This is a genomic window from Streptomyces sp. NBC_01257, assembly GCF_035917255.1.
Taxonomy (GTDB): domain Bacteria; phylum Actinomycetota; class Actinomycetes; order Streptomycetales; family Streptomycetaceae; genus Streptomyces.
The window spans coordinates 8138707-8162155 of the sequence record NZ_CP108472.1 but is presented as its reverse complement, the minus strand read 5'-3'; the positions used below and the strand labels follow the sequence as shown (position 1 = coordinate 8162155).

The following is a 23449-nucleotide window of genomic DNA, read 5'->3' as shown; positions in this document are numbered from 1 at the left end:
GGTGTCCACCGAGGGGGAGAGCGCGACGGCACCGGCGGCCCCGGCCGGACCCGCCCGGCGGGCCGTCGTCGGCAGGCTCTCCTGGGGGCTGGCCGACCAGGCGGCCTCCAGCCTGTCCAACTTCGCGGTGGGCATCTACGTAGCACGCTCGCTGGGTCCGGCCGCGTTCGGCGTGTTCAGTCTGGCGTGGGTGACGTACGGCGTGGTGCTCAGCGTCTCCCGCGGTCTGGCGACCGATCCGCTCGTGGTGCGCTTCAGCGGCGTGCCGGAAGCGGCCTGGCGGGTGGCGGTGGCCCGGTCGTCGGGGACCGCGCTGGGCGTCGGCGCCGTCCTGGGCACGGTGTGCCTGGTGGTCGGCCCGGTGGTGGGCGGCTCGGTGGGGCGCGCGTTCGCGGGCCTCGGCGTCATGCTGCCGGGACTGCTGCTGCAGGACGCCTGGCGGTACTCGTTCTTCGCCGCCGGTGACGGCCGCAAGGCGTTCGTGAACGACGTCGTGTGGGGTGTGGCGCTCGTCCCGGCCCTGGTGGTGGCGGCCCGGGTGGGCAGCGTGACCGCGTTCGTGCTGGCCTGGGGCGCGTCCGCCGCGGTGGCCGCGGGATACGGCTGCTTCCAGTCGGGCATCCTGCCCCGGCTGACCGGAGCGCGCGCGTGGCTTCGCGACCACCGCGACCTCGGCTACCGGTATCTCGTCGAGAACGTCGGGGTCAGCGGCGCGAGCCAGTTGCGGGCGTACGGTCTCGGCGTGATCGTCGGGGTCAGCGCGGTGGGCGTGATCCGGGGCGCCGAGCTCCTGCTCGGACCGTTCCTCGCCCTGCTGATGGGGCTGTCGCTGGTCACCGTCGCGGAGTCGGCGCGGGTGCTGCGACAGGCCCCGCACCGCCTGGGCCCGTTCTGTCTCTCGCTGGGCGCCGGGCAGGCCGTCGCCGCACTGCTCTGGGGCGCGGCGCTGCTGCTGGTGCCGGACCGGCTCGGCGAGCTCGTTCTCGGTGACGTCTGGAGCGCCTCGTCGGCGCTCATCGTGCCGGTCACGCTCGGTGTCGCGGCCGCCGGCCTCGGCACCGGGGCCGCCGCCGGGCTGCGCGCGCTGGCCGCGGCCCGGCGCAGCCTGCGCTGCCAGCTGTTCGCCTCCGCCTGCTATGTCACGGGCGGGCTCGGCGGGGCGTTGGCGGACGGCACGGTCGGCTCGGCCTGGGGTGTCGCCGCGGCGACCGTCTGCGGCTCGGCCGTGTGGTGGCTGCAACTGCGGTCCGCTCTCCGCGAGCGCCACCGAGGGGGTGGCTGACCGCCCGCGCGCCGAACCGCTTTCCGATCCGCATCCGATCCGCATTCGATCCGCGAAGTGAGGACGTCATGACCGCTCTTCCCCGGCTGAGCATCGGTCTGCCGGTGTACAACGGCGAGGAGTATCTCGCCGAATCGTTCGACGCCCTGCTCGGCCAGACCTACGAGGACTTCGAGCTGATCGTCTCCGACAACGCGTCGACCGACGGGACCGAGGCCATCTGCCGCCGGTACGCCGCACAGGACTCGCGCATCCGGTACCTCCGGCTGCCCCGGAACGTCGGCGCGACCCCGAACCACAACCATGTGTTCGCCGAGTCCCGCGGCGAGTTGTTCAAGTGGGCCTCGCACGACGACCTCTACGCCCGGGACCTGCTGCGGCGCTGCGTCGAGGCGCTGGACGAGCGCCCGGACGTGATCCTCGCGCACTCCGGGCAGGCGGTCATCGACGGTGACGCCCGGGTGAAGGTCCCGTACGACTACGGGCTCGCCACCGATTCGCCGCACGCCCCGGAGCGTTTCCGGAGCCTGCTGTTCGAGCCCGGTGGCGACGACTTCTACGGGGTGCTGCGGGCCGACGTGCTCCGCCGGGTGAAGCCGCTCGACAGCTACCACCACGCGGACCGCACGTTCGTCGCCGAGATCACCCTGCACGGGGCCTTCCACCAGGTGCCGGAGCTGCTGTACTTCCGCCGCGACCACGCCACTCGCGCCGAGCGGGCGAACCCGGGCAAGCGCGCCCGGTGCGTCAACCTGGACCCGCGCCGGTCCGGGCCGCTGCACCCGACGCCCCGGCTGCTCGCCGAGTACGTCTGGGGCTTCGTCGCGGCGATCCGGCGGGCGCCGCTGTCCCCCGCCGACCGGCGCGCGTGCTACCGCCACCTGGCCGCGTGGATGACCAGCCGGGCCCGGCCCGGCGCCGGCGAGCGCGTTGAGGACCGCGCCCCGGTCGCACCGGACCGGCTCACGGTCTCCGTCGACGCCCTGGTCGCCGGCCGCGAGGGGAGGCAGGCATGACGCACTCGTCGGAAGTTCCGTTACGCGTCGGGGTGTTCGGCCTCCTCGGCTCCGGCAACCTCGGCAACGACGCCTCGCTGGAGGCCGTGCTCGGATTTCTCCGCGCCCGGCACCCGGAGGCGGTCGTGGACGCGCTGTGCGGGGGCGCCGAGGCCGTCACCGGCCGGTACGGCATCCCCGCGACGCGGCTGCACTGGTACCGCGGGGAGTACCGGACCGCCTCGCGTGCGGGCAGGATCGCGGCGAAGGGTCTGGGCAAGTTCGTCGACGTCTTCCGCACCGCCGCCTGGGTGCGCCGGCACGACGTGGTGATCGTGCCGGGCATGGGCGTCCTGGAGACCACGCTGCCGCTGCGGCCGTGGGGGTTCCCGTACGCGCTGTTCCTCCTCTGCGCGAGCGGGCGGCTGTCCGGCACCCCGGTCGGGCTCGTCGGTGTCGGTGCCTCGGCGATCGGCGACCGGCCGACCCGGACGCTGATGCGCTGGTCGGCGCGGCTGGCCGCCTACCGGTCCTTCCGGGACGCGCCCTCACGCGACGCGATGCGGGCGATGGGTGTGGACACGGCTCGCGACGAGGTCCACCCGGACCTCGTGTTCGCCCTGCCCGCGCCACCGGCCGGCGGTGCGCCCGCCGGTCCTCCCGGCACGGTCTGTGTCGGTGTCATGGCCTTCCACGGCAGCAACGAGGACCGCGCCAGGGCCGGGGAGATCCACCGGCGCTACCTCGACGGCACGACCCGCTTCGTCCGCGCACTGGCCGAGGACGGCAGGCCCGTCCGGCTGCTCATCGGTGACGCGTGCGACGAGCCGGTGGCCGCGGCGATCCTGGCCGCGGTGGACTCGCCGCTGGTCACCGTCGCCGCGGCGGCCTCGCCCGCCGACGTGATGCGGGAGACGGCGGCCGCCGACGCCGTGGTGGCGACCCGGTTCCACAACCTGGTCTGCGCCCTGAAGGCCGGCACGCCGACGCTCGCGCTCAGCTATGCGGCGAAGAGCGACACGCTCATGTCCCGCATGGGGCTCGCCCCGTACTGCCACCCGGCCCGGGAGGTCGACGCCGAACGGCTGCTCACGCAGTTCCGGGAGCTGGAGCGGCGCTCCCCCGAGCTGCGGCGGATCCTCGCCGAGCGGAACCTCGCCATGACCCGGCTCCTCGACCAGCAGTTCACCACCCTGACGACGGCCCTGTTCCCGGCCGACGGCCGCGCCCACTCCCTCCAGGAGACCTCATGACCGCACCCGGAATGAAGGCGACTCCGGTACCGGAGATCGCCGGCGCCTATCTGTTCGAGCCGACGCCGCACACCGACGAGCGCGGCTTCTTCTGCCGCACCTTCGACGCCGACGTGGTCCGCTCGGTGGGACTGGACCCGCACGCCTTCGTCCAGGACAGCCTGTCCCGCTCGGTGCGGGGCGTGGTGCGCGGACTGCACCTGCGTTCCGGTGCGGGCGAGGCGAAGCTGGTGCGGTGTTCGTACGGGCGGATCTTCGACGTGGTCGTGGACCTGCGGGCGGACTCGCCGACGTACCTGGGACGGGGCTACTTCGAGCTGTCCGACGCGGCGCAGACGACCCTGTACGTTCCGGCGGGGTGCGCGCACGGCTTCCAGGCGCTGACCGGGACCGCCGACGTCTCGTACCGGATCGACCGCCCGCACGATCCGGCCCAGGACGTGACGATCGCCTTCGACGATCCGGAGCTCGCCGTCGACTGGCCGCTGCCGGCCGGCTCGACATCCCGGCGCGACCGGGAGGCACCGGGCCTCACCGAAGTACTGAAGCACCTGGGGGAGGTGAACTCCGCGTGACCACCGAGGAGTTCCGGTTCCGCCGGTCGCGGATCGCGAACGAGCGGCTGCACGCCATGATCCCCGGGGGCGCGCACACGTATGCCAAGGGGGACGACCAGTACCCCGAGAACCTGGCGCCGGTCATCAGCCACGGCCGCGGTGCCCATGTGTGGGACGTCGACGGCAACCGCTATGTGGAGTACGGCTCGGGCCTGCGCTCCGTCAGCCTGGGCCACGCCCACCCCCGCGTCATCGAGGCGGTACGGCGGGAAATCGACCGCGGCAGCAACTTCGTCCGGCCGTCCATCGTGGAGGCCGAGGCCGCGGAACGCTTCCTGGCCACGGTCCCGACCGCGGAGATGGTGAAGTTCGCGAAGAACGGCTCCGACGCCACCACCGCCGCCGTACGCCTCGCCCGCGCCGCCACCGGGCGGCCGCGGGTGGCCGTCTGCGCCGACCATCCGTTCTTCTCCGTCGACGACTGGTTCATCGGCACGACGCCGATGTCCGCCGGTGTTCCGGCGGCGACCAACGAGCTCACCGTGGCGTTCCCCTACGGGGACCTGGCCGCCACCGAGGAGCTGCTCACCCGGTACGGGAACGAGGTCGCCTGCCTGATCCTGGAACCCGCCACCCACGCCGATCCCCCGCCCGGCTATCTCGCGGGCCTGCGCGAACTGGCCGACCGGCACGGCTGCGTACTGGTCTTCGACGAGATGATCACCGGCCTGCGCTGGTCCGAGGCGGGCGCCCAGGGCCTGTACGGCGTCGTCCCCGACCTCTCCACGTTCGGCAAGGCGCTGGGCAACGGATTCGCCGTCTCCGCCCTGGCCGGGCGGCGTGCGCTGATGGAGCTGGGCGGGCTGCGCCACTCCGGCGAGCGGGTCTTCCTGCTGTCCACGACACACGGTGCCGAGACGCACTCCCTGGCGGCCGCGACGGCCGTGCTCACCACCTACACCGAGGAGGGCATCACCGCGCGGCTGCACAGCCTCGGTGAGCGGTTGGCCGCGGGTGTCCGTGACGCCGCGGCCACCATGGGGGTCGGGGACCACGTCGTCGTCCGGGGCCGGGCCAGCAACCTGGTCTTCGCCACGCTCGACGCGAACGGTCAGCCGTCGCAGGAGTACCGCACCCTGTTTCTGCGCCAGCTCATCGAAGGCGGGGTGCTGGCGCCGTCGTTCGTGGTGAGCAGCGCGCTCACCGACGCCGACATCGAGCGAACCGTCGATGTGGTGGCCCAGGCCTGCGCGGTGTACCGCAAGGCGCTCGACGCCGACGACCCCGTTCCGTGGCTGGACGGGCGACCGGTGAAACCCGTGTTCCGTCGCTTGGCCTGAGGTGACGCCCTGACGTGACGTGACGTCAGCGGGACCTCTTCCGGAGGGAGTCGGCCGTGCGGTCGGTCAGCCACGCGGCCGCCGGCACGACGGCCAGTGCGGTGCCGCAGCCGCCGAGGGCGTCGGTCGGGTAGTGCGAGCCCAGGGCGACCTCCGCCCAGCCCATGGCGGCGCCGGCCGCGAGCCCCGCGCCGAGCACGATCAGGGTGCCGGCCGTCCTGCCCGCACCGGGCCGGCCGACCACGATCAGTGCCGACACGAGGGCAAGCGCGGTGAGGAAGGAGGTGTGGCCGCTCGGGTAGGCCAGGTTGCCGCCGTGGATGGTGCGTCCCACCAGGGGCTTGAGCAGCCTCGTCGTCACCACGGCGAGGCCGGGACCGGCCGCGACGAGCACTGCCGCACGAGGGCGGTGCGACAGCAGGAGGCCGGTCATGACGGCGGCGAGCAGGAGCACCGCTCCCACCGGCTCGCCCAGGAGGTCGATGGCGTCGGCGACATGGCGCCACGGCGGTCGCACACCGTCGACGACCGCCAGGATCCGCGCGTCCGCCGGTCCTGGTCCGCTGTCGCCCGCGTACAGGCAGCCGAGCACGACGACCGTCACCGCGGCGAGGACGGAGACGGCACCGAGCCCCGCACGCAGTCCCGGGGGCAGCAGCACGCGCCCCGGACCGCCGCCGGTCATCCGCCCACCGCGTGCGCCCGGCGTGGACGAACCCGCGCGCTCCCGTCGGCCGTACGCCAGATGTGATGCACTGTCCCCCGCCCCCCGTCAGGGCCAAGTCGCCCCCGGTGCAACGATATCCGGACCCCGCCCGGGGCGGCCGCCGCCCCGGGGGCCCAGGGCGCCCGTCTCAGCTCACCGCCACCGGAACCGCCGCGGTGACCGGTGCGAACAGGCTTCCCGTCGCCGGGACGAACACCCTGGCGTGGCGCGGCTTGAAGGAGGACGTACGCGCGGTCGCGGACTCCGGATCACGGGCACTGCACTACCCATGTCTCCCGGCGGGAACACCCGGACAAGGGCTCTTCGTGCGGACGAGGCCGGGCTCGCGGTGGAGAGATCGTGCGTATTTCCTACGCGGGGGTAGGCCTGCGCACCCCTCTTGCTATACCTTCCGTCTAACAGCTTGCTAGACGTGGCGTCTAACAAGCGAGGGCGGCGCCCGGCGGCCGTCGATCTCACCGGGCAGGCCCGGTGCGAACGAAGTGACCGGGCGGCCGTCGGGGCGAACTGTCTCGATTCAAGGAGCAGCAGCATGGCAAGCAGCACCGTTCCGCCGAAGAATCAGGACCGGCCGGCCGAGCAGGAAGTCGCCCGGCGCCTGCTCGACTCGGCCGCGAAGCTGTCGTACGACCCGGCCACCGAGGTGGACTGGGACACTCCGCTGGACACCGGCCACCACGGCGCCAGCCCGGAGTGGAGCACGCTCTACAACACCGCGTACTGGCAGGAGTTGACGGAGGATCAGCGGATGGCGCTGACGCGCCAGGAAGCCGCGTCCGTCGCCAGCACCGGCATCTGGTTCGAGATGATCCTCCAGCAGATGATCCTGCGCGACATGTACGCCAAGGACCCGACCGACCCGCGGTTCCAGTGGGCGCTCACCGAGGTCGCCGACGAGTGCCGGCACTCCATCATGTTCGCCCGCGGCGCCGCGAAACTGGGTGCCCCGGCCTACCGGCCGCAGCGGATGGTGATCGAGCTGGGCCGCGCCTTCAAGACACTCGCCTTCGGCGAGGCCGCCTACGCGGCGATCCTCGTCGCGGAGGAGGTGCTCGACGTGATGCAGCGGGACTGGATGCGGGACGAGCGGGTCGCGCCCTTCGTCCGGACGATCAACAACATCCATGTGGTGGAGGAGTCGCGGCACATGAAGTTCGCCCGCGACGAGACCCGCAAGCACCTGCGCACCGCCGGCCCGCTGCGCCGGCAGATCAACTCGCTGGTGGTCGCCATCGCCTCGTACTACATCGTCACCAGCATGGTGAACCGGGACGTCTACGCGAACGCGGGGCTCGACAGCGACCGCGCACGCGCCGAGGCCCGGACCAACGAGCACCACAAGTCCCTGATGCGGGCCAGCTGTTCGGGCCTGATGGAGTTCCTGGCCTCGGCCCGGCTCCTGACCCGTCCGGCCCTGTTCTTCTACAAGCGCGCCAACCTGATCTGATCCGAGCCGAGAGCCCGAGCTGACGCGATGACCTACGCCATCACCCAGACCTGCTGCAGCGACGCCACCTGTGTCGCCGTGTGCCCCGTAAACTGCATCCACCCGACGCCGGAGGAACAGGCCTTCGGCAGTACGGAGATGCTCTACGTCGACCCGGCGACCTGCATCGACTGCGGGGCCTGCGCGGACGCCTGCCCGGTCGACGCGGTCGTCCCGGTGGACAGCCTGTCCGCGGCGCAGAAGGAGTACGCCGGCATCAACGCGGCGTACTACGCGGACCGCGCACCGGAGCCGGTGGCCGGACCGGTCTTCCACGCCTGGGGCGCACCCTCGTACCCGCGCAGCCTGCCGCACGACTTCGCACCGATCCGGGTCGCGGTGGTCGGCACCGGCCCCGCCGGGATGTACGCGGCCGAGGACCTGCTGCTGCACACCAACGCGGAGGTGACGCTGGTCGACCGGCTGCCGGTGGCGGGCGGCCTCGTCCGGTACGGCGTGGCGCCCGACCATCCCGCGACGAAGGGGGCGGGCGAGGTCTTCGCACGGTTCCACGCCCACCCCCGGGTGCGGATGCACCTCGGCGTCGAGGTGGGCAAGGACGTCACTGCCGAGGAACTCGCCGCCCATCACGACGCGGTGATCTACGCGGTCGGCGCGTCCGCCGACCGCCGGCTCGGCATCCCCGGCGAGGACCTGCCCGGCAGCATCCCGGCCACCTCGTTCGTGTCCTGGTACAACGCCCATCCGGAAGTCCCGCCGGAGGCCGTCGGCCTGTCCGCGGAGCGGGTGGTCGTCACCGGCAACGGCAACGTCGCGCTGGACGTGGCCCGCATCCTCGTCACGGACCCCGCCGCGCTCGCGGGTACCGACATCGCCGGCCACGCGCTCGCGGCCCTGCGGGAGTCCGGGGTGCGCGAGGTCGTCCTGCTCGGGCGGCGCGGCCCCGAGGACACGGCCTGCACCGCATCCGAACTGCTCGCCCTCACCCATCTGCCGGGCGTGGAGCTGGTGGTCGACGACCAGGACCCGCGGACCGGTGAGGCGATCGACGGCGCGGCGCCGGGCAGCGCGGCCGCGCTGCTGCGCGGGCTGCCGCGGGTGACGGCCGACTGGTCGCAGCCGCCTCCGGCGGGGCGGCGCATCGTGTTCCGTTTCCACTCCTCGCCGGTGGAGGTGCTCGGCCGGGACGGCGTCGAGGCGGTGCGGGTGACGGGCGCGGCGGGAGAGGAGGAGATCCCCGCGGGGCTGTTCCTGCGGGCGATCGGCTACCGGGGCCGGCCCGTTCCCGGGCTGCCGTTCGACGAGACGGCCGGCACCGTGCCGCACGAGGGCGGCCGGGTGACGGGCATGCCCGGCACCTATGTCGTCGGCTGGATCAAGCGCGGCCCGTCGGGCGGCATCGGGGCCAACCGCACCTGCGCCGCCGAGACGGTCGGCACCCTGCTGGCGGACGCCGTCGCGGGTGCGCTTCCCTCCCCCGCGTACCCGGCGAAGGCGTTCGGGCGGCTCGCGCGCCGCCGGGTCCGTCAGGTCGTCGACGCCCGTGGCCTCGCCGCCATCGACCGCGCCGAGCGGTCCCGGGGCGCCGAACACGGGCGCCCGCGGGTCAAGTTCGACACGCTCCCCGCACTGGTCGCGGCGGCACGGACCCACCGGCTGCGCTCGCCGCGCTGAACCGGACGCCGGAGGATGACTGAGCCGGGGCCCGGCTCAGTCATCCTCCGGCTCAGTCCTTCTCCGGGTCACTCCTCTTCCGGCTGCGCGCTCTGCCCCTTGGCGCGCTTGCCGACGACGGCGGCAGCCGCCGCGGCACTGCCCACGAAGGCCAGGGCGACCATCCAGGGCTGGTCGAACGCGTGCCGGGTGGCGTGGTCGACGGAGTAGCGGCCGGGTCCGGTCAGCCCGATCGCGGCAGCGGTGAATCCGAGGAAGGCCGGGTACTCGTAGCCACCGCCCTGTGCGAAGAATCCCGCGGGGGCGTGGACGGCGACGGCTCCCGCCATGGCGCCCGCCGCGGCCGCTCCGGCCGCCGGGGTGGCCAGGCCCAGCGCCAGCAGGACGCCGCCGCCCGCCTCACCCAGACCGGCCGCGACGGCGCTGTGCCTGGGCGGATGGAAGCCCATGGCCTCCATCCCGGCCGTGGTGCCCTCGATGCCTCCCCCGCCGAACCAGCCGAGGAGTTTCTGGCTGCCGTGCGCGGCGAGCACCGCGCCGGTGCCGGCGCGCAGGAGAAGCAGACCGAGGTCGCGACGGTTGACGCTGCCCATGGGGGTCTCCGGGAGGGTTCGGGGGCCCGGCCGGACGGAAAGGGGCCCCGGGTGCGGTACGGCTCCACTCTCCGCGCCTCCGGGCCCGGGCGGGTCGCGTTGTTACGCCGTCCGGGGGATGTCCGGACGGCGCGTGACCCGTGACACAGTGCGACGAACGCCATTGTGCAACTTGTTGCACAATGGCGTTCCGGTGGTCTAGAACTGGCGTAACGACACTGCGCGAGGAGCCGCCGCATGAGCCCGTACCCGCATCTGCTGAGCCCGCTCGACCTCGGGTTCACCACCCTCCCGAACCGGGTCCTGATGGGGTCGATGCACATCGGCCTGGAAGAGGTCGAGAACGGCTTCGAGCGGATGGCCGCGTTCTACGCCGCCCGGGCCCGCGGCGGCGTCGGCCTCATGGTCACCGGCGGCATCGCGCCGAACGACGCCGGCTGCACCTTCCCCGGCGGCGCCAAGATGACCACCGAGGCGGAGGCCGCGCAGCACGCCCGGGTGACCTCGGCGGTGCACGAGGCGGGCGGCCGGATCGCGATGCAGATCCTGCACTTCGGCCGGTACGCGCACCACCCCGGCCTGGTGGCGCCGAGCGCGATCCAGGCGCCGATCAGCGGATTCGTCCCGCACGCCCTGACCGACGACGAGATCGAGGCGACGATCGACGACTTCGTCACGGCGGCCGCGCTCGCGCGGAGCGCGGGCTACGACGGAGTCGAGATCATGGGCTCCGAGGGCTACCTGATCAACGAGTTCATCGCCTCCGCGACCAACCGTCGCGAGGACCGCTGGGGCGGCTCGTACGAGAACCGCATCCGCTTCCCCGTCGAGATCGTGCGCCGGGTCCGTGAGCGGGTCGGCACCGACTTCATCCTGATCTACCGGCTCTCGATGCTGGACCTGGTGCCCGGCGGGTCCACGCTGGACGAGGTCGTGCGGCTCGCCCGGGAGATCGAGGCGGCCGGGGCGACGATCATCAACACGGGCATCGGCTGGCACGAGGCCCGTATCCCCACCATCGCGACGTCGGTGCCGCGCGGCGCCTTCACCTGGGTCACCGAGAAGGTGCGCGGCGCCGTCTCCGTACCGCTGGTGACGAGCAACCGCATCAACACCCCCGAGGTCGCCGAGGACATCCTGGCGGCGGGCCGCGCGGACATGGTCTCGATGGCCCGGCCGTTCCTCGCCGACCCGGACTTCGTCGCGAAGGCGCGCGAGGGCCGCGCGGACGCGATCAACACCTGCATCGGCTGCAACCAGGCCTGCCTGGACCACATCTTCAGCGGCAAGGTCACCTCCTGCCTGGTCAACCCCCGGGCCTGCCACGAGACGGAACTCGTCCTGTCGCCGACGCGCACCCGCAAGCGGGTCGCGGTCGTCGGGGCCGGTCCGGCCGGGCTCGCCTGCGCCGTGACGGCCGCCGAGCGCGGGCACGCGGTCACGCTCTTCGACGCGGCGGACGAGATCGGCGGCCAGCTCAACGTGGCGCGCCGGGTGCCGGGCAAGGAGGAGTTCAACGAGACGCTGCGCTACTTCCGCACCCGGCTGGCGGAGGAGAAGGTCGAGCTGCGGCTCGGCACGGCGGTCGGCGCCGACGGGCTCGACGGCTTCGACGAGGTCGTCCTGGCGACCGGGGTCACCCCGCGCACGCCGGCGATCCCGGGCGTGGACCACCCCAGCGTCGTCAGCTACCTGGACGTGCTGCGGCACGGGGCGCCGGTGGGCGACCGGGTGGCCCTCGTCGGGGCGGGCGGGATCGGCTTCGACGTGGCCGAGTTCCTGACCGACGGCGGGGACGCGGCGAGTCTGGACCCCGAGGCGTTCTTCCGGCAGTGGGGCGTCGACACCGAGTACCGCGAGCGGGGCGGACTGGGCACCGCCGAGCGCCCGAAGGCGTCGCGCACCGTCCACCTGCTCCAGCGCAAGGCGAGCAAGGTCGGCGCGGGCCTCGGCAAGACGACGGGCTGGATCCACCGCACCGAACTCCGCCACCGCGGCGTCACGATGGTCTCCGGAGTCGGCTACGACCGGATCGACGACGAGGGACTGCACGTCACGGTCGACGGCGAGCAGCAGCTGCTGCCGGTCGACACGATCGTGCTCTGCGCCGGCCAGGAGCCCCGCCGGGACCTGTACGAGGAACTGCTCGCCGCGGGCCGTCCGGCGCACCTGATCGGCGGCGCCGACGTCGCGGCCGAACTGGACGCCAAGCGGGCGATCCGCCAGGGCACGGAACTCGCCGCCTCGCTCTGACCACGGCCCGGCGGGCGGACCGTCCGGTCCGCCCGCCGTTTCCTAGGATGCTCCCCATGTCACTCCCGCACGCGATCCTCACCGCCCTGCTCGAGAAGCCTTCGTCGGGGCTGGAGCTGACCCGCAGGTTCGACCGCTCGATCGGCTACTTCTGGTCGGCCACGCATCAGCAGATCTACCGCGAGCTGGGCAAGCTGGAGCAGGCCGGACAGATCAGGGCCCTGGAGCCCGCGCAGCCGGCCCGGGGACAGAAGAAGGAGTACGAGGTGCTCCCCGCCGGCCGCGAGGCGCTGTCCGCGTGGGTGGCCCGCCCGGAGGACCCCAGGCAGGTCCGCGATCCGCTGCTGTTGCGGATGCGGGCGGCGGCGGTCGTCGGGGCGCCCGGGCTGGACGCGGAGCTGCGGCGCCATCTGGGGCTGCACCGGAGTCAGCTCGCGGAGTACCTGGAGATCGAGGAGCGGGACTTCCCGCCCGGGCGCGAGACGGCGGAGGACCGGCTGCGGCATCTGGTGCTGCGCGGCGGCATCGATCTGGAGAACTTCTGGATCGGCTGGCTGACCCGCGCGCTGGACGAGGACCCGGAGACCGTGGCGTCGCACGCCGGGTGAGGACGATCCGCCGTCGGCACGGTCCGGGCGGCGGCCCTCCGCACCCGCCGCCGCGGAACCGCCGTGCCGGCGGCAGTCGTTACGGGCGCCCGGCCCTGATCCGGCGCAGGTGTCCGTGGTCCGGGCGGAACGCGGCGCGCGGGCTCTTGATGACCACCCTCGACGGGGTGACCGGGGCGGGTCCGGCAGCGGCCGCGCCGGCGGGCGTGGTCTGCGCCTGGGCGCGGCTGAGCAGGATCACTCCGCGTACGGCCGCCGCCGAGCCCAGCAGGGCCGGGAGCAGGCTGATCGTGCCGCCCTGGAGCCGCTCCCCCAGCAGGGCCAGGCCGATGGCCGCCGCGGCGACCGGGTTGGCCAGGGTGACGACGGCGAGCGGTGCGCCGAGGCCGCCCCGGTAGGCGGTCTGGGAGAGCAGCAGCCCGCCCATCGCGAAGGCCGACACGAGCACCGCGACGGTGACCAGACGCCAGCTGAACAGCGGACCCGTGGTGTGGTCGGTGACGGCGACGGTCAGCGTCTGGGTGAGTGCGGAGGCGACGCCCGATGTGATGCCGGAGGCCGCCGCGTGCCGCAGTCCGGGGCGTGCGCCCGGGCGGCTGAGACCTGCGACCACGGCCATGGTCCCGGCGCCGACGGCCAGTGCCTCGGCCAGGCTCAGCGTCTCGTGCGGGGCGGAGCCGCCCGCGGTCATCAGCAGGGCACCCAGACCCAGCAGGGTCAGGAGCGTGCCGCGCCACTCGGTCGTGGAGACCTTCCGGCCCGCGGCCCGTGCGCCCAGCGGCACGGCGGCGACCAGGGTGAGCGCGCCGAGCGGCTGGACGAGGGTCAGGGGGCCGTACTTCAGCGCGGCGACGTGCAGCAGCGCGCCGCCCGCGTTGAGCCCGACGGACGACCACCACGCGCCGCTGGCGAGCAGCCGGAGTGCCCCGGTGCCCGGTGCGGTGCGTCCGGCGAGGCGTGCCTGCGCCACCGCGGCCGACGCGTAGGCGGCGGCGGAGACGAGGGACAGCGCGACGGCGACCAGGGTGGCGTTCATCGCCCGGTCCCGGACGATGCGTAGGAACGGGACGCAGCGCGTGGGGCGGCTACGGCGTGGGCCGGCACACCGGCCGTGGACGGCCACGGCAGATGCGCCCTGACCGGCTCCGCGCGCGGCAGCCGCAGCGCGGCGAACGCGACGGAGAGCAGGGCGGCCACCACGATCGAGTCGAGCCAGTAGTGGTTGGCGGTGCCGACTATGACGAGCAGGGTGATCGCCGGGTGCAGCAGCCACAGCCAGCGCCACCGCGAGCGGGTGGCGACGACCAGGCCGACGCCGACCATGACCGCCCAGCCGAAGTGCAGCGAGGGCATGGCCGCGAACTGGTTCGCCATCGAGTCGGTGGCGGGCGTCGACCCGTACACCGTCGGTCCGTAGACCTGGCCGGTGTCGACCAGTCCGGTGGCGGCGAGCAGCCGCGGCGGGGCGAGCGGGAAGAGCAGGTGCAGGGCCAGTGCGGCGCCGGTGAGCACGGCGAGGATGCGGCGCGACCAGACGTAGTGGCGCGGGCGGCGCCAGTACAGCCAGCCGAGGAAGAGCAGGGTGGCCGGGAAGTGCACGGTGGCGTAGTACGTGTTCGCCACGTGGATCAGGGTCTCGTCGTGGAGCAGCAGGCCCTGCACGGCGCCTTCGCCCGGCAGGTGCACGGCGCGTTCGAGATCCCACACGCGCCCGGCGTTGTGGTACGCCTCGTCGACGTGACCGTTGGCCGCCTGGCGGCCGAACTTGTAGATCACGAAGAGTCCTACGACGAGAAGAAGCTCGCGGACGAGGGGCGGTCGGGCAGAAGTGTCCGGCTCCCGATCGGCGGGCTTGCTACCGGCGAACATCACCCGGTGCCCCTTTGCTGACGATGCGGTGTTTCGGCGGCAGGGAACGGGTCCGTGCCGTATCGATACGCCAGTGTACCGATACGGAGGCGTATCGGAACACTCGCGTATCGGTACACTGGCGTATCGATGGACCTCGTCGCAGAGTCGCAGAGAGGGAAAGCGCATGCCGTCGCTCGAACCGGAGCCGGAGCAGGCCACCGCGTCGCGCCGCTCGAAGATCACGCCGGAGCGGGCCCAGGAGCTCTACACGGCCGTGCTCGACATGCTGCGGGAGGGCGGCTACGAGTCGCTCACCATGGAGGGCGTCGCCCACCGGTCCCGCTGCGGCAAGTCCACGCTCTACCGCCAGTGGGGCTCGAAGCCCGAACTGGTCGTCGCGGCACTGCACGGCACCAGGCGCGGCCTGCTGGCCCGGATCGACACGGGCACCCTGGCCGGGGACCTGCGCGAGGCGGCCCGGGCCATAGGCCTGGGCTCGGGGCGTGACACGCCCCTGATGCTGGCCCTGAGCCATGCCGCCCTGCAGAGCCCGGAGCTGCTGTGCGCGCTGCGCGAGTCGCTGATCCTGCCGGAACTGGCGGCCATCGACGCCATGGTGGCGCGCGGCGTGGAGCGCGGCGAGGTGGCCGCGGACAACCCGGCCACGGAGTTCGTCTCCACGCAGTTGCTGGGCGTGATGCGCGCCCGCCCGCTGCTGGAGTGCGCCTACGCGAATGAGACCTTTCTCATTCGCTTCGTGGAGGGCGCGGTCTTTCCCGCACTCGGCCTGGACGCCCACGCGCCCGGGTCCTGACAGACGTGGGCCGTCGTCCCAGCGGATGACGACGGTCCGCCCGCGCCGCACCGTGGGGACGGGGGCGGCGCACCACCGGCCGGCCGGTGACTTCTGCGGAAGTCGCCGGCCGGCCGTGTTTCCCGCCGAACCGCCGAACCGCCGAACCGCCGGACCGCCTCGCCGCCGGCGGGGCGGCGAGGCCGCACCGCCGCAGACACCTCTTCTCGTCCCCTTGACGATATGCGGCCGTCCCGCTTATCGTCTCCATGACGAGAACGAGGGGGTCCCATCATGGCCGACATCACCCGCCGCTTCGGCTGGCGTCATCTGCGCTCCGCGCCCACGGCCCACATCCGCCACCACAAGCGCGGCCTGCTCGCCCACGACGGCGCGGGGCTCAGCTTCTGGTACCGGTCGCTCAGCGCCGCGCTCTCCGAGGTACCGGTCAACGACCGCGAACTGGCCATGGCGTTCCACGCGCGCACGGCCGACTTCCAGGACGTCACCGTGCAGGCCACCGTGACGTACCGGATCAGCGATCCGGCCGAGGCCGCGGCGCGCCTCGACTTCTCCGTCGACCCCGACACCGGCGCCTGGCGCGGCGCGCCGCTGGAGCAGATCGCGACGCTGCTCACCGAGACGGCGCAGCAGCACACCCTCGACGTGCTGGCCCGCACCCCGCTGGCCGGTGCGCTGGTGGACGGTGTCGCCGCGGTGCGCGAGCGGGTGGCCGCCGGACTGGCCGGTGAGCCCCGGCTGCCCGCGACCGGCATCGACGTGGTGGCGGTGCGCGTCGTCGCCATCCGCCCGGAGGCCGAGGTGGAACGGGCCCTGCGCACCCCGGCCCGCGAGCAGATCCAGCAGGAGGCCGACCGGGCCACCTACGAACGCCGGGCGGTGGCCGTCGAGCGGGAGCGGACGATCGCCGAGAACGAGCTGGCCAGCCAGATCGAACTGGCCCGGCGCGAGGAGCAGCTGGTCGAGCAGCGCGGCACCAACACCCGCCGCGAGGCCGAGGAGAACGCGGCGGCCGACGGTGTACGCGCGGAGGCGGAGGCGGCGCGCAAGGTGCGCCTGGCCCGCGCCGAGGCCGAAGCGGCGCGTGAGGTCGGCGCGGCCCGTGCCGAGTCCCAGGCGGCCTGGCTGCGGGTGCACGGCGAGGTCGAGGCCGCGACGCTGCACGCGCTGGCCGCCACCCGGCTCGCCGAGAACCTGCCGCGCATCGACAGCCTGACCCTCTCCCCCGACGTCCTGACCGGCCTGCTGACCAAGCTGGGCAGGCCCGCCCCGGAGACCCGGGCGTGAGCCTGGCGCCGCGGGCGGTGCTGGTCCACCGCACGACCGAGTACGAGGAGCTGCTGGCCCGGCACGGGACGCACGGCCAGGCGGCGTTCTTCCTCTCCAGCCGGGGCCGGTCCATCGACGAGGTGGCCCGGCGGCACGAAAGGACCCGGCAGGCGCTGGCCGACGTGGCGGCGGCGGTGCCGCTCCAGTGGCGCCGGTCCCGGGTGGAGCGGGCTGATCTGGACCGCTTCCTGTTCGCGCCGGAGGACGTGGTGGTCGTCGTCGGCCAGGACGGGCTGGTCGCCAACGCCGCCAAGTACCTCTCCGGCCAGCCGGTGGTGGGCATCGACACCGATCCCGGCCGCAATCCGGGCGTCCTGGTCCGCCACCGCCCGGCCGACGCACCCGCACTGCTGCGGGCGGCGGTCACCCCGGGCGGCCGGGCGGACGAACTCACCATGGTGGAGGCGGTGGCCGACGACACCCAGCGGCTGCTGGCCCTCAACGAGATCTACCTGGGCCCGTCCGGGCACCAGACGGCTCGCTACCGGCTCGGCCCGGACGGGGTGGACTCCCCCGCCGAACCGCAGGCCTCCTCCGGTGTGCTGGTCGGCACGGGCACCGGTGCCACCGGGTGGCTGCGCTCCCTGTGGCAGGAGCGCCGCAGCCCGCTCACCCTGCCGGGACCGACCGATCCGCGGCTGCTCTGGTTCGTCCGGGAGGCCTGGCCGTCCCCGGCCACGGGCACCTCGCTCGTCTCGGGCGAGCTCGGCCGCGAACAGGGTCTGCGGCTGACCGTCGAGTCCGACCGGGTGGTGGTCTTCGGCGACGGCATGGAGGCGGACGCGCTGGAGCTGACCTGGGGGCAGACCGTGCGGCTCGGCATCTCGGCCACCTCGCTGCGGCTGGCCGCCTGACCACCGCCGGGGCCGGCCCGCCCGCCCGTAGGCTCGGTGGCCCGTACCCGTCACCGACCTCGTGAGGAACACCATGGACAGCGACGCGACTTCGCGGATCCCCGCCCGCAACTCCCGCCCGCCCCTGGCCCAGGCGGCGCTGGGTGTCGGCGTGCTCGTGCTCGACGGGCAGGGCCGCGTCCTGCTCGGCCGGCATCACAGCGGCACCTGGGAGCTGCCCGGCGGCAAGGTCGATCCGACGCACGAGTCGATCGCGGCGGCGGCGGTGCGGGAACTCCGCGAGGAGACGGGCCTGGAGGCCGAGGAGCACGAGGTGCGCGTCTTCGCGATGCTCCACGACGCGGTCCACGGGATCAACCGGGTCACGATGGCCGCGCTGGTGACGGCCGGGGACGGCGCCGCACAGGTGACCGAGCCCCACCTCATCAGCACCTGGCGGTGGACCCGGCCCGAGGACCTGCCGAAGGCGCTCTTCGACCCCTCCGCACAGATCCTCGCGGCCTGGCGCCCGGACCTCGGCATCGCGCATCCGCCCGTGCACCGGCTGGACATCGTGACCGAGGGCACGCAGGCGTAGACCTACACCCATTAATCATTTGCCTAGGGACCATAGGCGGCGTTAGCTTCGTAGACATGAAGGCCGTGACCGAGCAGGACATCCGCACATCGTTCGTGAATTGCTCCAAGGGAGAAGCCAAGCGCCTGCCGCTGCCCCGCGACTTCGACGAGCTGCCGTGGGACGATCTCGACTTCCTGGGCTGGCGTGACCTCTCCGCCCCGGGACGGAGCTACATCGTCACCGAGCACGAGGGCAGGCTGACCGGCATCACGCTGCGCTTCCCCTCCCAGCAGCGCGGCTTCCTGCACCGGAGCATGTGCTCGCTCTGTCTGACCACGCACCCGGGCAGCGGGGTGTCGCTGATGACCGCCCGCAAGACCGGCCCGGCGGGACGGGACGGCAATTCGGTCGGCCTGTACATGTGCACCGATCTGGCCTGCTCGCTCTATGTGCGGGGGAAGAAGGCCGTGGCCTCGGGCGCCCGCTTCAAGGAGTCGCTGACCGTGGAGGAGCAGATCGCCCGCACGACGGCCAACCTCTCCGCGTACGTCGCCAAGCTCTTCGCCTGAGCGGGCCGCGGCGGACGCGGCGGCGCGGGTTCCGCCGCGCGCTTCCCTTCCGGCCCTCGCCGGCGACCCCGCCGCACGGGCAGGTGCGCGGGTCCGGCTATCCTGACCGCCGAACCGGACACGGGGTGCCCCACAAGGGGCTGAGAACACACCCGTCGAACCTGAACCAGTTAGCACTGGCGGAGGGATGTCTCATGTCATTGCCGTATGCCCAGGACGAGCGCGCAGCGGTGGAAGCCCGGCCCGCTTTCGGCGGGCGCATGCCCACCGCCCCCGGCGATCTGCGCGTCGAGGCGCACGGCATAGCCCCCGTGCCCGAGGACCGCCGCTACGGCGGGCCCGGCCGGCTGTTCACCGTCTGGTTCGCCCCCAACCTGACCATGACCGGGGTCTTCACCGGCACGGTCGGCATCGCGCTGGGCCTGGACTTCGCGACGGCGCTCGCCGCCGTCGTGCTCGGCACGCTGGTGGGCGCCGTGCCCACCGCGTACCTGGGCACCTGGGGAAGCCGGACCGGTGCCGGGCAACTCCCGCTCGCACGGCTGGCGTTCGGCCGGGGCGTCGTCGTCCCCGGCGCTCTGCAGTGGCTGTCGTCCATCGCCTGGGACGCGCTGATCGGTCTGTTCGGCGGGGACGCGCTGGCCCAGTTGTGCGGCTGGCCGTTCTGGCTCGGCGTGCTGGTCATGATGGCAGCGCAGGGGGCGCTCGGCGTCCTGGGGTACGAGGTGATCCACCGGCTCCAGACCGTCATGACGTTCGCGCTGGCCGCCGCCTTCCTGGTGCTCGCCACGAAGCTCCTGGACGGTGTGCACCCCGCCTCGACCGGCTCGGTGCACGGCGCCGACCGGGCCGGTGCCTTCGTCCTGACCTGCACCATCGCACTGAGCCTCGCCGTGTCCTGGGCGCCGTACGCCAGTGACTTCAGCCGCTATCTGCCGGCCACCGCGTCCCGGCCGCGGATGTTCTGGTGCACCCTGCTCGGCATCAGCGCCTCGTTCGTCGCGGTCCAGACCCTCGGGCTGTGGGGTGCGTCCGTCTTCACCGACCAGACCGCGCACGGCATCGACACCCTGCTGGGCGGCGGCGCCCTCGGCGGGTTCGGGCTGCTCGCGGTGGCGCTCGCCGCGCTGTGCAGCAACGCCATGAACGACTACAGCGGATCGCTGGCGCTGCAGACCATGGGGGTCCGCCTGCCGCGCCCCGTCGCGGCGGCACTCGCCGCCGCGCTCGGATTCCCGCTGGTGCTGTGGATGCACGCGGCCGACACCACGGCCCGGTTCCAGAACGTGCTGCTGCTCGTCGGCTACTGGATCCCCGGCTTCGTCGCGATCGTCGCCGTCGACTGGATCGTCCGGTCGAGGGCCCGCGGTGGCGCGCCGGTCGATCTGGCCGCCGAGAGCTCCCGCCGGCAGCCGTGGTGGCCGGCGCTCACCGCGTTCGCCGTCGCCTTCGCGGCCGCGGTGCCGTTCATGAACACCAGCCTGTACGTGGGCCCGGTGGCCACGGCGCTGCACGGGGCCGACCTCGCCTACGGTGTGGCGTTCCTGGTGGCCCTGGCGGTCTACGCACCACTGCGGTTGAGCCGACGCTCCTGAGAGGGACCTGCGCCCGGTCCTGCCGGGCGCAGGCGCAGGGTGCGGATCTGGAAGGGGCGCATCCGCAGCTCCGCCGACGACGGGCCGGGCGGGCCCGAACCCGGCTCGGCCGGTGGCATCAGCTCCTGGTCCGGTTCTTCGAGCAGGTCGCAGTCGGCGATCCCGGCGACGGGGAAGCCCGCCGTCAGCCGTGCCGTGACCGCTCCCCCACAGGCCTCGTACAGCCGCACGATCACGTCTCCGCTGCGGTCGTCGGCGAGCTTGACCGACTCCACGACGACATCCGTCGTGTCGAGGGTGACCAGCGCGCGGGCCTCGGCCGGAGCGGGACGCAGGGGCAGGTTGAGCGCGTACCCGCCCGCGATGGCCTCCTCGACACCGGCGCCGGTGAGCAGGGCGTAGCTGAACGCGTGGCGCCCCCGGTCCGCCTGCGGGTCGGGGCTGTGCGGGGCCCGCAGCAGCGAGAGCCGGACGGTCGTGGTGGTGCCGCCGTCCTCCTCGCGGGTGTCGCGGCCGATGTCGTGGCCGTAGGTGGAGTCGTTGAGCAGGGCGGCGCCCCAGTGCCGTTCGCCGACGTGCACCCAGCGGTGGGCCCACAGTTCGAAGCGGGCGGCGTCCCAGCTGGTGTTCTCGTGGGTGGGCCGCTGCACATGGCCGAACTGGATCTCGGCGCTCTCCCGTTCCGCGTGCACGTCGAGCGGCCAGGCCGCCTTGAGCACGGCGTCGCGCTCCTGCCAGTCGATGTCGGTGCGGACGGTCAGCTGACGGCTCTCCGCGGTCAGTTCGAGGTGCTGGACGATCGTGGTGGCGCGGTGGGTGCGCTCGACGCGTACGGAGGCGAGCAGCGGGCCCGCGTCCGTCAGGGTCACCGAGTCGGCCTCGTCGAGGTCGTGCACGGTGTCGCGGTAGTACCGGTCGATGTTCCAGGCGGACCACAGGTTGGGGTCGTCGGGATGGATCTGGAGCAGGTTGCCCGCGGCGCCGGGCGCGATCGCCTCGCGCCGGGCGGTGCGGTCGTACACCGAGGTGACCAGCCCCCGGCTGTCCACGACGACGGTCAGCAGGCCGTTGTCCAGGACGTATCCGCCGTCGTCGGCGCGTGCGGTGACGGCCTGGCGGGGACGGCCGAGCGTGCCGCCGGTGGCGAGCGCGGGCACGTCGGCGAGGACCGCCTCCCTGCCGTCGGAGAGCTGCTGGGCGTGCGGCAGCCCGGTGCCGCCTGCGACGACGGCGACCTCGCGGCGGGCGTAGGGACCGGCGTTGAGCAGGGCGGGGCCGCCCGGCAGATGCCCGGCGGCGGCCCCGGTCATCGCTTCCAGCTCGGCGCGGATCTCCCGGTACTCCCGCTCGGCCTGCTGGTGCACCCAGGCGATGGAGGACCCGGGCAGGATGTCGTGGAACTGGTTGAGCAGCACCCGCCGCCACACCGCTTCCAGCCGCTCGTACGGGTAGGGCGCGCCGGCCAGGACCGATGCCGTCGCGGCCCAGAGCTCGGCCTCCCGCAGCAGGGCCTCGCTGCGCCGGTTGCCGCGCTTGGTGCGGGCCTGGCTGGTGTACGTACCCCGGTGGTTCTCCAGGTAGAGCTCGCCGCGCCACACGGGCGGCCGGTCCTGCTCGGCGCGGGCCTCGGCGAAGAACCGGCCGGGGGCGACGATCTCGACCTTGGGTGACCCTTCGAGGTCGCGGAGCCGGCGCGCCTTCTCCAGCATGGTGCGGGTGGGCCCGCCGCCGCCGTCGCCGTAGCCGAACGGGACGAGGGAGCGCCTCGCCACACCCTTGTCCGCGAAGTTGGCCTCGGCGTGGGCGTTCTCGCTCGCGCTGAGCGAGGCGTTGTACGTGTCGACGGGCGGGAAGTGGGTGAAGATCCGGGTTCCGTCGATGCCCTCCCAGTCGAAGGTGTGGTGCGGGAGCTTGTTGGTCTCGTTCCAGGAGAGCTTCTGGGTGAGGAACCACTTGGCGCCTGCCAGCCTGGCGAGCTGCGGATAGGCGGCGGTGTAGCCGAAGGAGTCGGGCAGCCAGACGCCGTCCTGCTCGGTCCCGAACTCCTCGGCGAAGAACCGCCGCCCCATGACGAGCTGACGGGCCAGCGCCTCACCGCCGGGCAGATTGCCGTCCGCCTCCACCCACATGCCGCCGACCGGAACCCAGGTGCCGTCGGCGGCCGCCTTCCGCATCCGGGCGAAGATCTCCGGCCGCTGCTCCTTCATCCACGCGTACTGCTGGGCGGAGGAACAGGCGAAGACCAGCTCGGGGTACTCCCGGGCCATCGTGGTCATGTTGGTGAAGGTGCGGGCGCACTTGCGTACGGTCTCGCGGACCGGCCAGAGCCAGGCGGAGTCGATGTGGGCGTGGCCGACGGCGCTCAGGGTGTGCGCGGAGGCGTGCGCGGGCCGGGACAGCACACCGGCGAGCCGGCTGCGGGCCGCTGCCGCGGAGCGCGGCACGTCGTCGGGGTCGACGGCGGCGGCCGCGCGGCGCAGGGCGTGCAGGATCTCGTGGCGGCGCGAGGACCCTTCGGGGAGCTCGTGCATGAGCTCGTCCAGCACCTCGATGTCATGGATGAGGTGCCAGACGTCGTCCTCGCGGACCGCGATCTCCGCCTGTTCGAGGCGGTAGAGGGGGTCGTCGCCCGCGGTCTCCAAGGAGCCGTGATGGGTGTGGAGGCCGGCGCTGCCGACGATCGGCGGGTTGGCGGCCAGTTCGATCAGCAGGTCGACGGGCGAGTCCGCCGTGGCCGCATCGGTCAGCAGCACACTGCGGTGGTACGGGTGCAGCCCCTGCAGGGGCGAGCCGTGGGCGTCGTGAACCAGCCCCTCGGCCTGGCCGCCCGGCCCCCGGTCGAGGTCGAAGCCGAGGTCGAAGACGGCCTCGACACGGCGGCCCGCCCAGGCGGCGGGAATCCGCGCGGTGGCCCGCAGCCAGGTCGTCGACCAGGGGCCGCCCCAGGCCCCGCCGGCCGTGAACGGTTCGTACACGGCGGTCAGGGCGTCGGCGACGGGCACGGGCTCGCCGTCGACGTGCCAGGCGGACAGGGTGAGCGGGAGGGCGGAGGTGTACAGGGCGGGGCGGACGACGCGATCGAGCAGCGTACGGATCCGCTGCTCGATGATCCGGCGTTCGTCGTGCACGGTGAGGGTCCTTCCTGAGGG

The 23449-nt window shown here is 73.4% G+C and carries 20 protein-coding genes and 1 riboswitch; of the genes, 15 read left to right on the top strand and 5 right to left on the bottom strand.

All coding sequences use genetic code 11. The annotated features are described in order from the left end of the window. Position 1: 1 nt before the first annotated feature. From OG408_RS35575 to OG408_RS35555, 5 genes are all read left to right on the top strand, one after another. Positions 2-1282, top strand: a complete 1281-nt coding sequence (locus OG408_RS35575; RefSeq protein ID WP_285564150.1) for a hypothetical protein — start codon at positions 2-4, stop codon at positions 1280-1282. 68 nt (positions 1283-1350) lie between these two features. Then, complete coding sequence (locus tag OG408_RS35570; RefSeq protein WP_266785757.1) at positions 1351-2298, top strand: glycosyltransferase family 2 protein; 948 nt, start codon at positions 1351-1353, stop codon at positions 2296-2298. Continuing rightward, complete coding sequence (locus OG408_RS35565; RefSeq protein ID WP_326673711.1) at positions 2295-3530, top strand: polysaccharide pyruvyl transferase family protein; 1236 nt, start codon at positions 2295-2297, stop codon at positions 3528-3530. Before OG408_RS35570 ends, OG408_RS35565 begins: the two co-directional genes overlap by 4 nt. Before the next feature lie 11 nt (positions 3531-3541). After that, complete coding sequence (locus OG408_RS35560) at positions 3542-4105, top strand: dTDP-4-dehydrorhamnose 3,5-epimerase family protein (protein WP_266786623.1); 564 nt, start codon at positions 3542-3544, stop codon at positions 4103-4105. Further along, positions 4102-5427, top strand: coding sequence for a glutamate-1-semialdehyde 2,1-aminomutase (locus OG408_RS35555; RefSeq protein WP_266785753.1), 1326 nt, complete (start codon positions 4102-4104; stop codon positions 5425-5427). Before OG408_RS35560 ends, OG408_RS35555 begins: the two co-directional genes overlap by 4 nt. A 25-nt stretch (positions 5428-5452) precedes the next feature. Here OG408_RS35555 and OG408_RS35550 read toward each other — a convergent pair whose 3' ends face one another. Further along, complete coding sequence (locus OG408_RS35550; protein ID WP_326673710.1) at positions 5453-6112, bottom strand: phosphatase PAP2 family protein; 660 nt, start codon at positions 6110-6112, stop codon at positions 5453-5455. Between the two features lie 574 nt (positions 6113-6686). On the opposite strand from OG408_RS35550, the gene OG408_RS35545 reads away from it, so the two are divergent. Next, positions 6687-7601, top strand: coding sequence for an AurF N-oxygenase family protein (locus tag OG408_RS35545; RefSeq protein ID WP_285564153.1), 915 nt, complete (start codon positions 6687-6689; stop codon positions 7599-7601). A gap of 27 nt (positions 7602-7628) precedes the next feature. Continuing rightward, positions 7629-9275 (top strand): FAD-dependent oxidoreductase, encoded by a 1647-nt coding sequence (locus tag OG408_RS35540; protein WP_326673709.1) that lies wholly within the window; start codon positions 7629-7631, stop codon positions 9273-9275. Between the two features lie 68 nt (positions 9276-9343). On the opposite strand, the gene OG408_RS35535 is transcribed toward OG408_RS35540, so the two are convergent. Then, complete coding sequence (locus tag OG408_RS35535; RefSeq protein ID WP_266785745.1) at positions 9344-9868, bottom strand: DoxX family protein; 525 nt, start codon at positions 9866-9868, stop codon at positions 9344-9346. A 237-nt stretch (positions 9869-10105) separates the two neighbouring features. Between OG408_RS35535 and OG408_RS35530 the strand changes: the two genes are divergently transcribed. Continuing rightward, the gene (locus tag OG408_RS35530; RefSeq protein ID WP_326673708.1) at positions 10106-12121 is read left to right on the top strand and encodes an NADPH-dependent 2,4-dienoyl-CoA reductase; all 2016 of its coding nucleotides are present in this window, start codon (positions 10106-10108) and stop codon (positions 12119-12121) included. A 56-nt stretch (positions 12122-12177) separates the two neighbouring features. Beyond that, a complete protein-coding gene (locus OG408_RS35525) occupies positions 12178-12729 on the top strand; it encodes a PadR family transcriptional regulator (RefSeq protein WP_266785741.1) in 552 nt (183 codons plus the stop codon). A 79-nt stretch (positions 12730-12808) separates the two neighbouring features. On the opposite strand, the gene OG408_RS35520 is transcribed toward OG408_RS35525, so the two are convergent. Next, complete coding sequence (locus OG408_RS35520) at positions 12809-13765, bottom strand: hypothetical protein (RefSeq protein WP_326673707.1); 957 nt, start codon at positions 13763-13765, stop codon at positions 12809-12811. Further along, positions 13762-14598 carry a phosphatase PAP2 family protein gene (locus OG408_RS35515; protein WP_442806092.1) on the bottom strand — a complete coding sequence of 279 codons (837 nt, stop codon included), beginning with the start codon at positions 14596-14598 and terminating at the stop codon, positions 13762-13764. The genes OG408_RS35520 and OG408_RS35515 overlap by 4 nt, the downstream gene beginning before the upstream one ends. Before the next feature lie 166 nt (positions 14599-14764). Here OG408_RS35515 and OG408_RS35510 point away from each other — a divergent pair, with 166 nt between their 5' ends. From OG408_RS35510 to OG408_RS35485, 6 genes are all read left to right on the top strand, one after another. Further along, the gene (locus OG408_RS35510; RefSeq protein ID WP_266785735.1) at positions 14765-15394 is read left to right on the top strand and encodes a TetR/AcrR family transcriptional regulator; all 630 of its coding nucleotides are present in this window, start codon (positions 14765-14767) and stop codon (positions 15392-15394) included. A 273-nt stretch (positions 15395-15667) separates the two neighbouring features. After that, positions 15668-16681, top strand: a complete 1014-nt coding sequence (locus OG408_RS35505) for an SPFH domain-containing protein (protein WP_266785733.1) — start codon at positions 15668-15670, stop codon at positions 16679-16681. Then, the gene (locus tag OG408_RS35500; RefSeq protein ID WP_326673706.1) at positions 16678-17577 is read left to right on the top strand and encodes a hypothetical protein; all 900 of its coding nucleotides are present in this window, start codon (positions 16678-16680) and stop codon (positions 17575-17577) included. The genes OG408_RS35505 and OG408_RS35500 overlap by 4 nt, the downstream gene beginning before the upstream one ends. 73 nt (positions 17578-17650) lie before the next feature. Beyond that, positions 17651-18154 carry a nucleotide triphosphate diphosphatase NUDT15 gene (locus tag OG408_RS35495; protein ID WP_266785729.1) on the top strand — a complete coding sequence of 168 codons (504 nt, stop codon included), beginning with the start codon at positions 17651-17653 and terminating at the stop codon, positions 18152-18154. 56 nt (positions 18155-18210) lie between these two features. Continuing rightward, positions 18211-18705 carry an FBP domain-containing protein gene (locus OG408_RS35490; protein ID WP_266785727.1) on the top strand — a complete coding sequence of 165 codons (495 nt, stop codon included), beginning with the start codon at positions 18211-18213 and terminating at the stop codon, positions 18703-18705. Positions 18706-18816: 111 nt separating this feature from the next. After that, positions 18817-18910, top strand: a riboswitch (TPP riboswitch). After that, on the top strand, positions 18900-20300 hold the full coding sequence (locus OG408_RS35485) for a purine-cytosine permease family protein (protein WP_285564157.1): 1401 nt from the start codon (positions 18900-18902) through the stop codon (positions 20298-20300). (Overlaps the previous riboswitch by 11 nt.) Here OG408_RS35485 and OG408_RS35480 read toward each other — a convergent pair. After that, positions 20267-23428, bottom strand: coding sequence for an alpha-mannosidase (locus tag OG408_RS35480; protein ID WP_326673705.1), 3162 nt, complete (start codon positions 23426-23428; stop codon positions 20267-20269). The two genes, OG408_RS35485 and OG408_RS35480, sit on opposite strands and share 34 nt — an antisense overlap. Positions 23429-23449: the final 21 nt, after the last annotated feature.

Bases quoted from the DNA above. Each gene is read 5' to 3' on its own strand.
- OG408_RS35525 (WP_266785741.1), top strand. From the start codon at position 12,178: ATGTCACTCCCGCACGCGATCCTCACCGCCCTGCTCGAGAAGCCTTCG.
- OG408_RS35545 (WP_285564153.1), top strand. From the start codon at position 6,687: ATGGCAAGCAGCACCGTTCCGCCGAAGAATCAGGACCGGCCGGCCGAG.
- OG408_RS35535 (WP_266785745.1), bottom strand. From the start codon at position 9,868: ATGGGCAGCGTCAACCGTCGCGACCTCGGTCTGCTTCTCCTGCGCGCC.
- OG408_RS35520 (WP_326673707.1), bottom strand. From the start codon at position 13,765: ATGAACGCCACCCTGGTCGCCGTCGCGCTGTCCCTCGTCTCCGCCGCC.
- OG408_RS35530 (WP_326673708.1), top strand. From the start codon at position 10,106: ATGAGCCCGTACCCGCATCTGCTGAGCCCGCTCGACCTCGGGTTCACC.
- OG408_RS35495 (WP_266785729.1), top strand. From the start codon at position 17,651: ATGGACAGCGACGCGACTTCGCGGATCCCCGCCCGCAACTCCCGCCCG.
- OG408_RS35490 (WP_266785727.1), top strand. From the start codon at position 18,211: ATGAAGGCCGTGACCGAGCAGGACATCCGCACATCGTTCGTGAATTGC.
- OG408_RS35510 (WP_266785735.1), top strand. From the start codon at position 14,765: ATGCCGTCGCTCGAACCGGAGCCGGAGCAGGCCACCGCGTCGCGCCGC.
- OG408_RS35540 (WP_326673709.1), top strand. From the start codon at position 7,629: ATGACCTACGCCATCACCCAGACCTGCTGCAGCGACGCCACCTGTGTC.
- OG408_RS35565 (WP_326673711.1), top strand. From the start codon at position 2,295: ATGACGCACTCGTCGGAAGTTCCGTTACGCGTCGGGGTGTTCGGCCTC.
- OG408_RS35570 (WP_266785757.1), top strand. From the start codon at position 1,351: ATGACCGCTCTTCCCCGGCTGAGCATCGGTCTGCCGGTGTACAACGGC.
- OG408_RS35515 (WP_442806092.1), bottom strand. From the start codon at position 14,598: ATGTTCGCCGGTAGCAAGCCCGCCGATCGGGAGCCGGACACTTCTGCC.
- OG408_RS35560 (WP_266786623.1), top strand. From the start codon at position 3,542: ATGAAGGCGACTCCGGTACCGGAGATCGCCGGCGCCTATCTGTTCGAG.
- OG408_RS35485 (WP_285564157.1), top strand. From the start codon at position 18,900: ATGTCATTGCCGTATGCCCAGGACGAGCGCGCAGCGGTGGAAGCCCGG.
- OG408_RS35505 (WP_266785733.1), top strand. From the start codon at position 15,668: ATGGCCGACATCACCCGCCGCTTCGGCTGGCGTCATCTGCGCTCCGCG.
- OG408_RS35550 (WP_326673710.1), bottom strand. From the start codon at position 6,112: ATGACCGGCGGCGGTCCGGGGCGCGTGCTGCTGCCCCCGGGACTGCGT.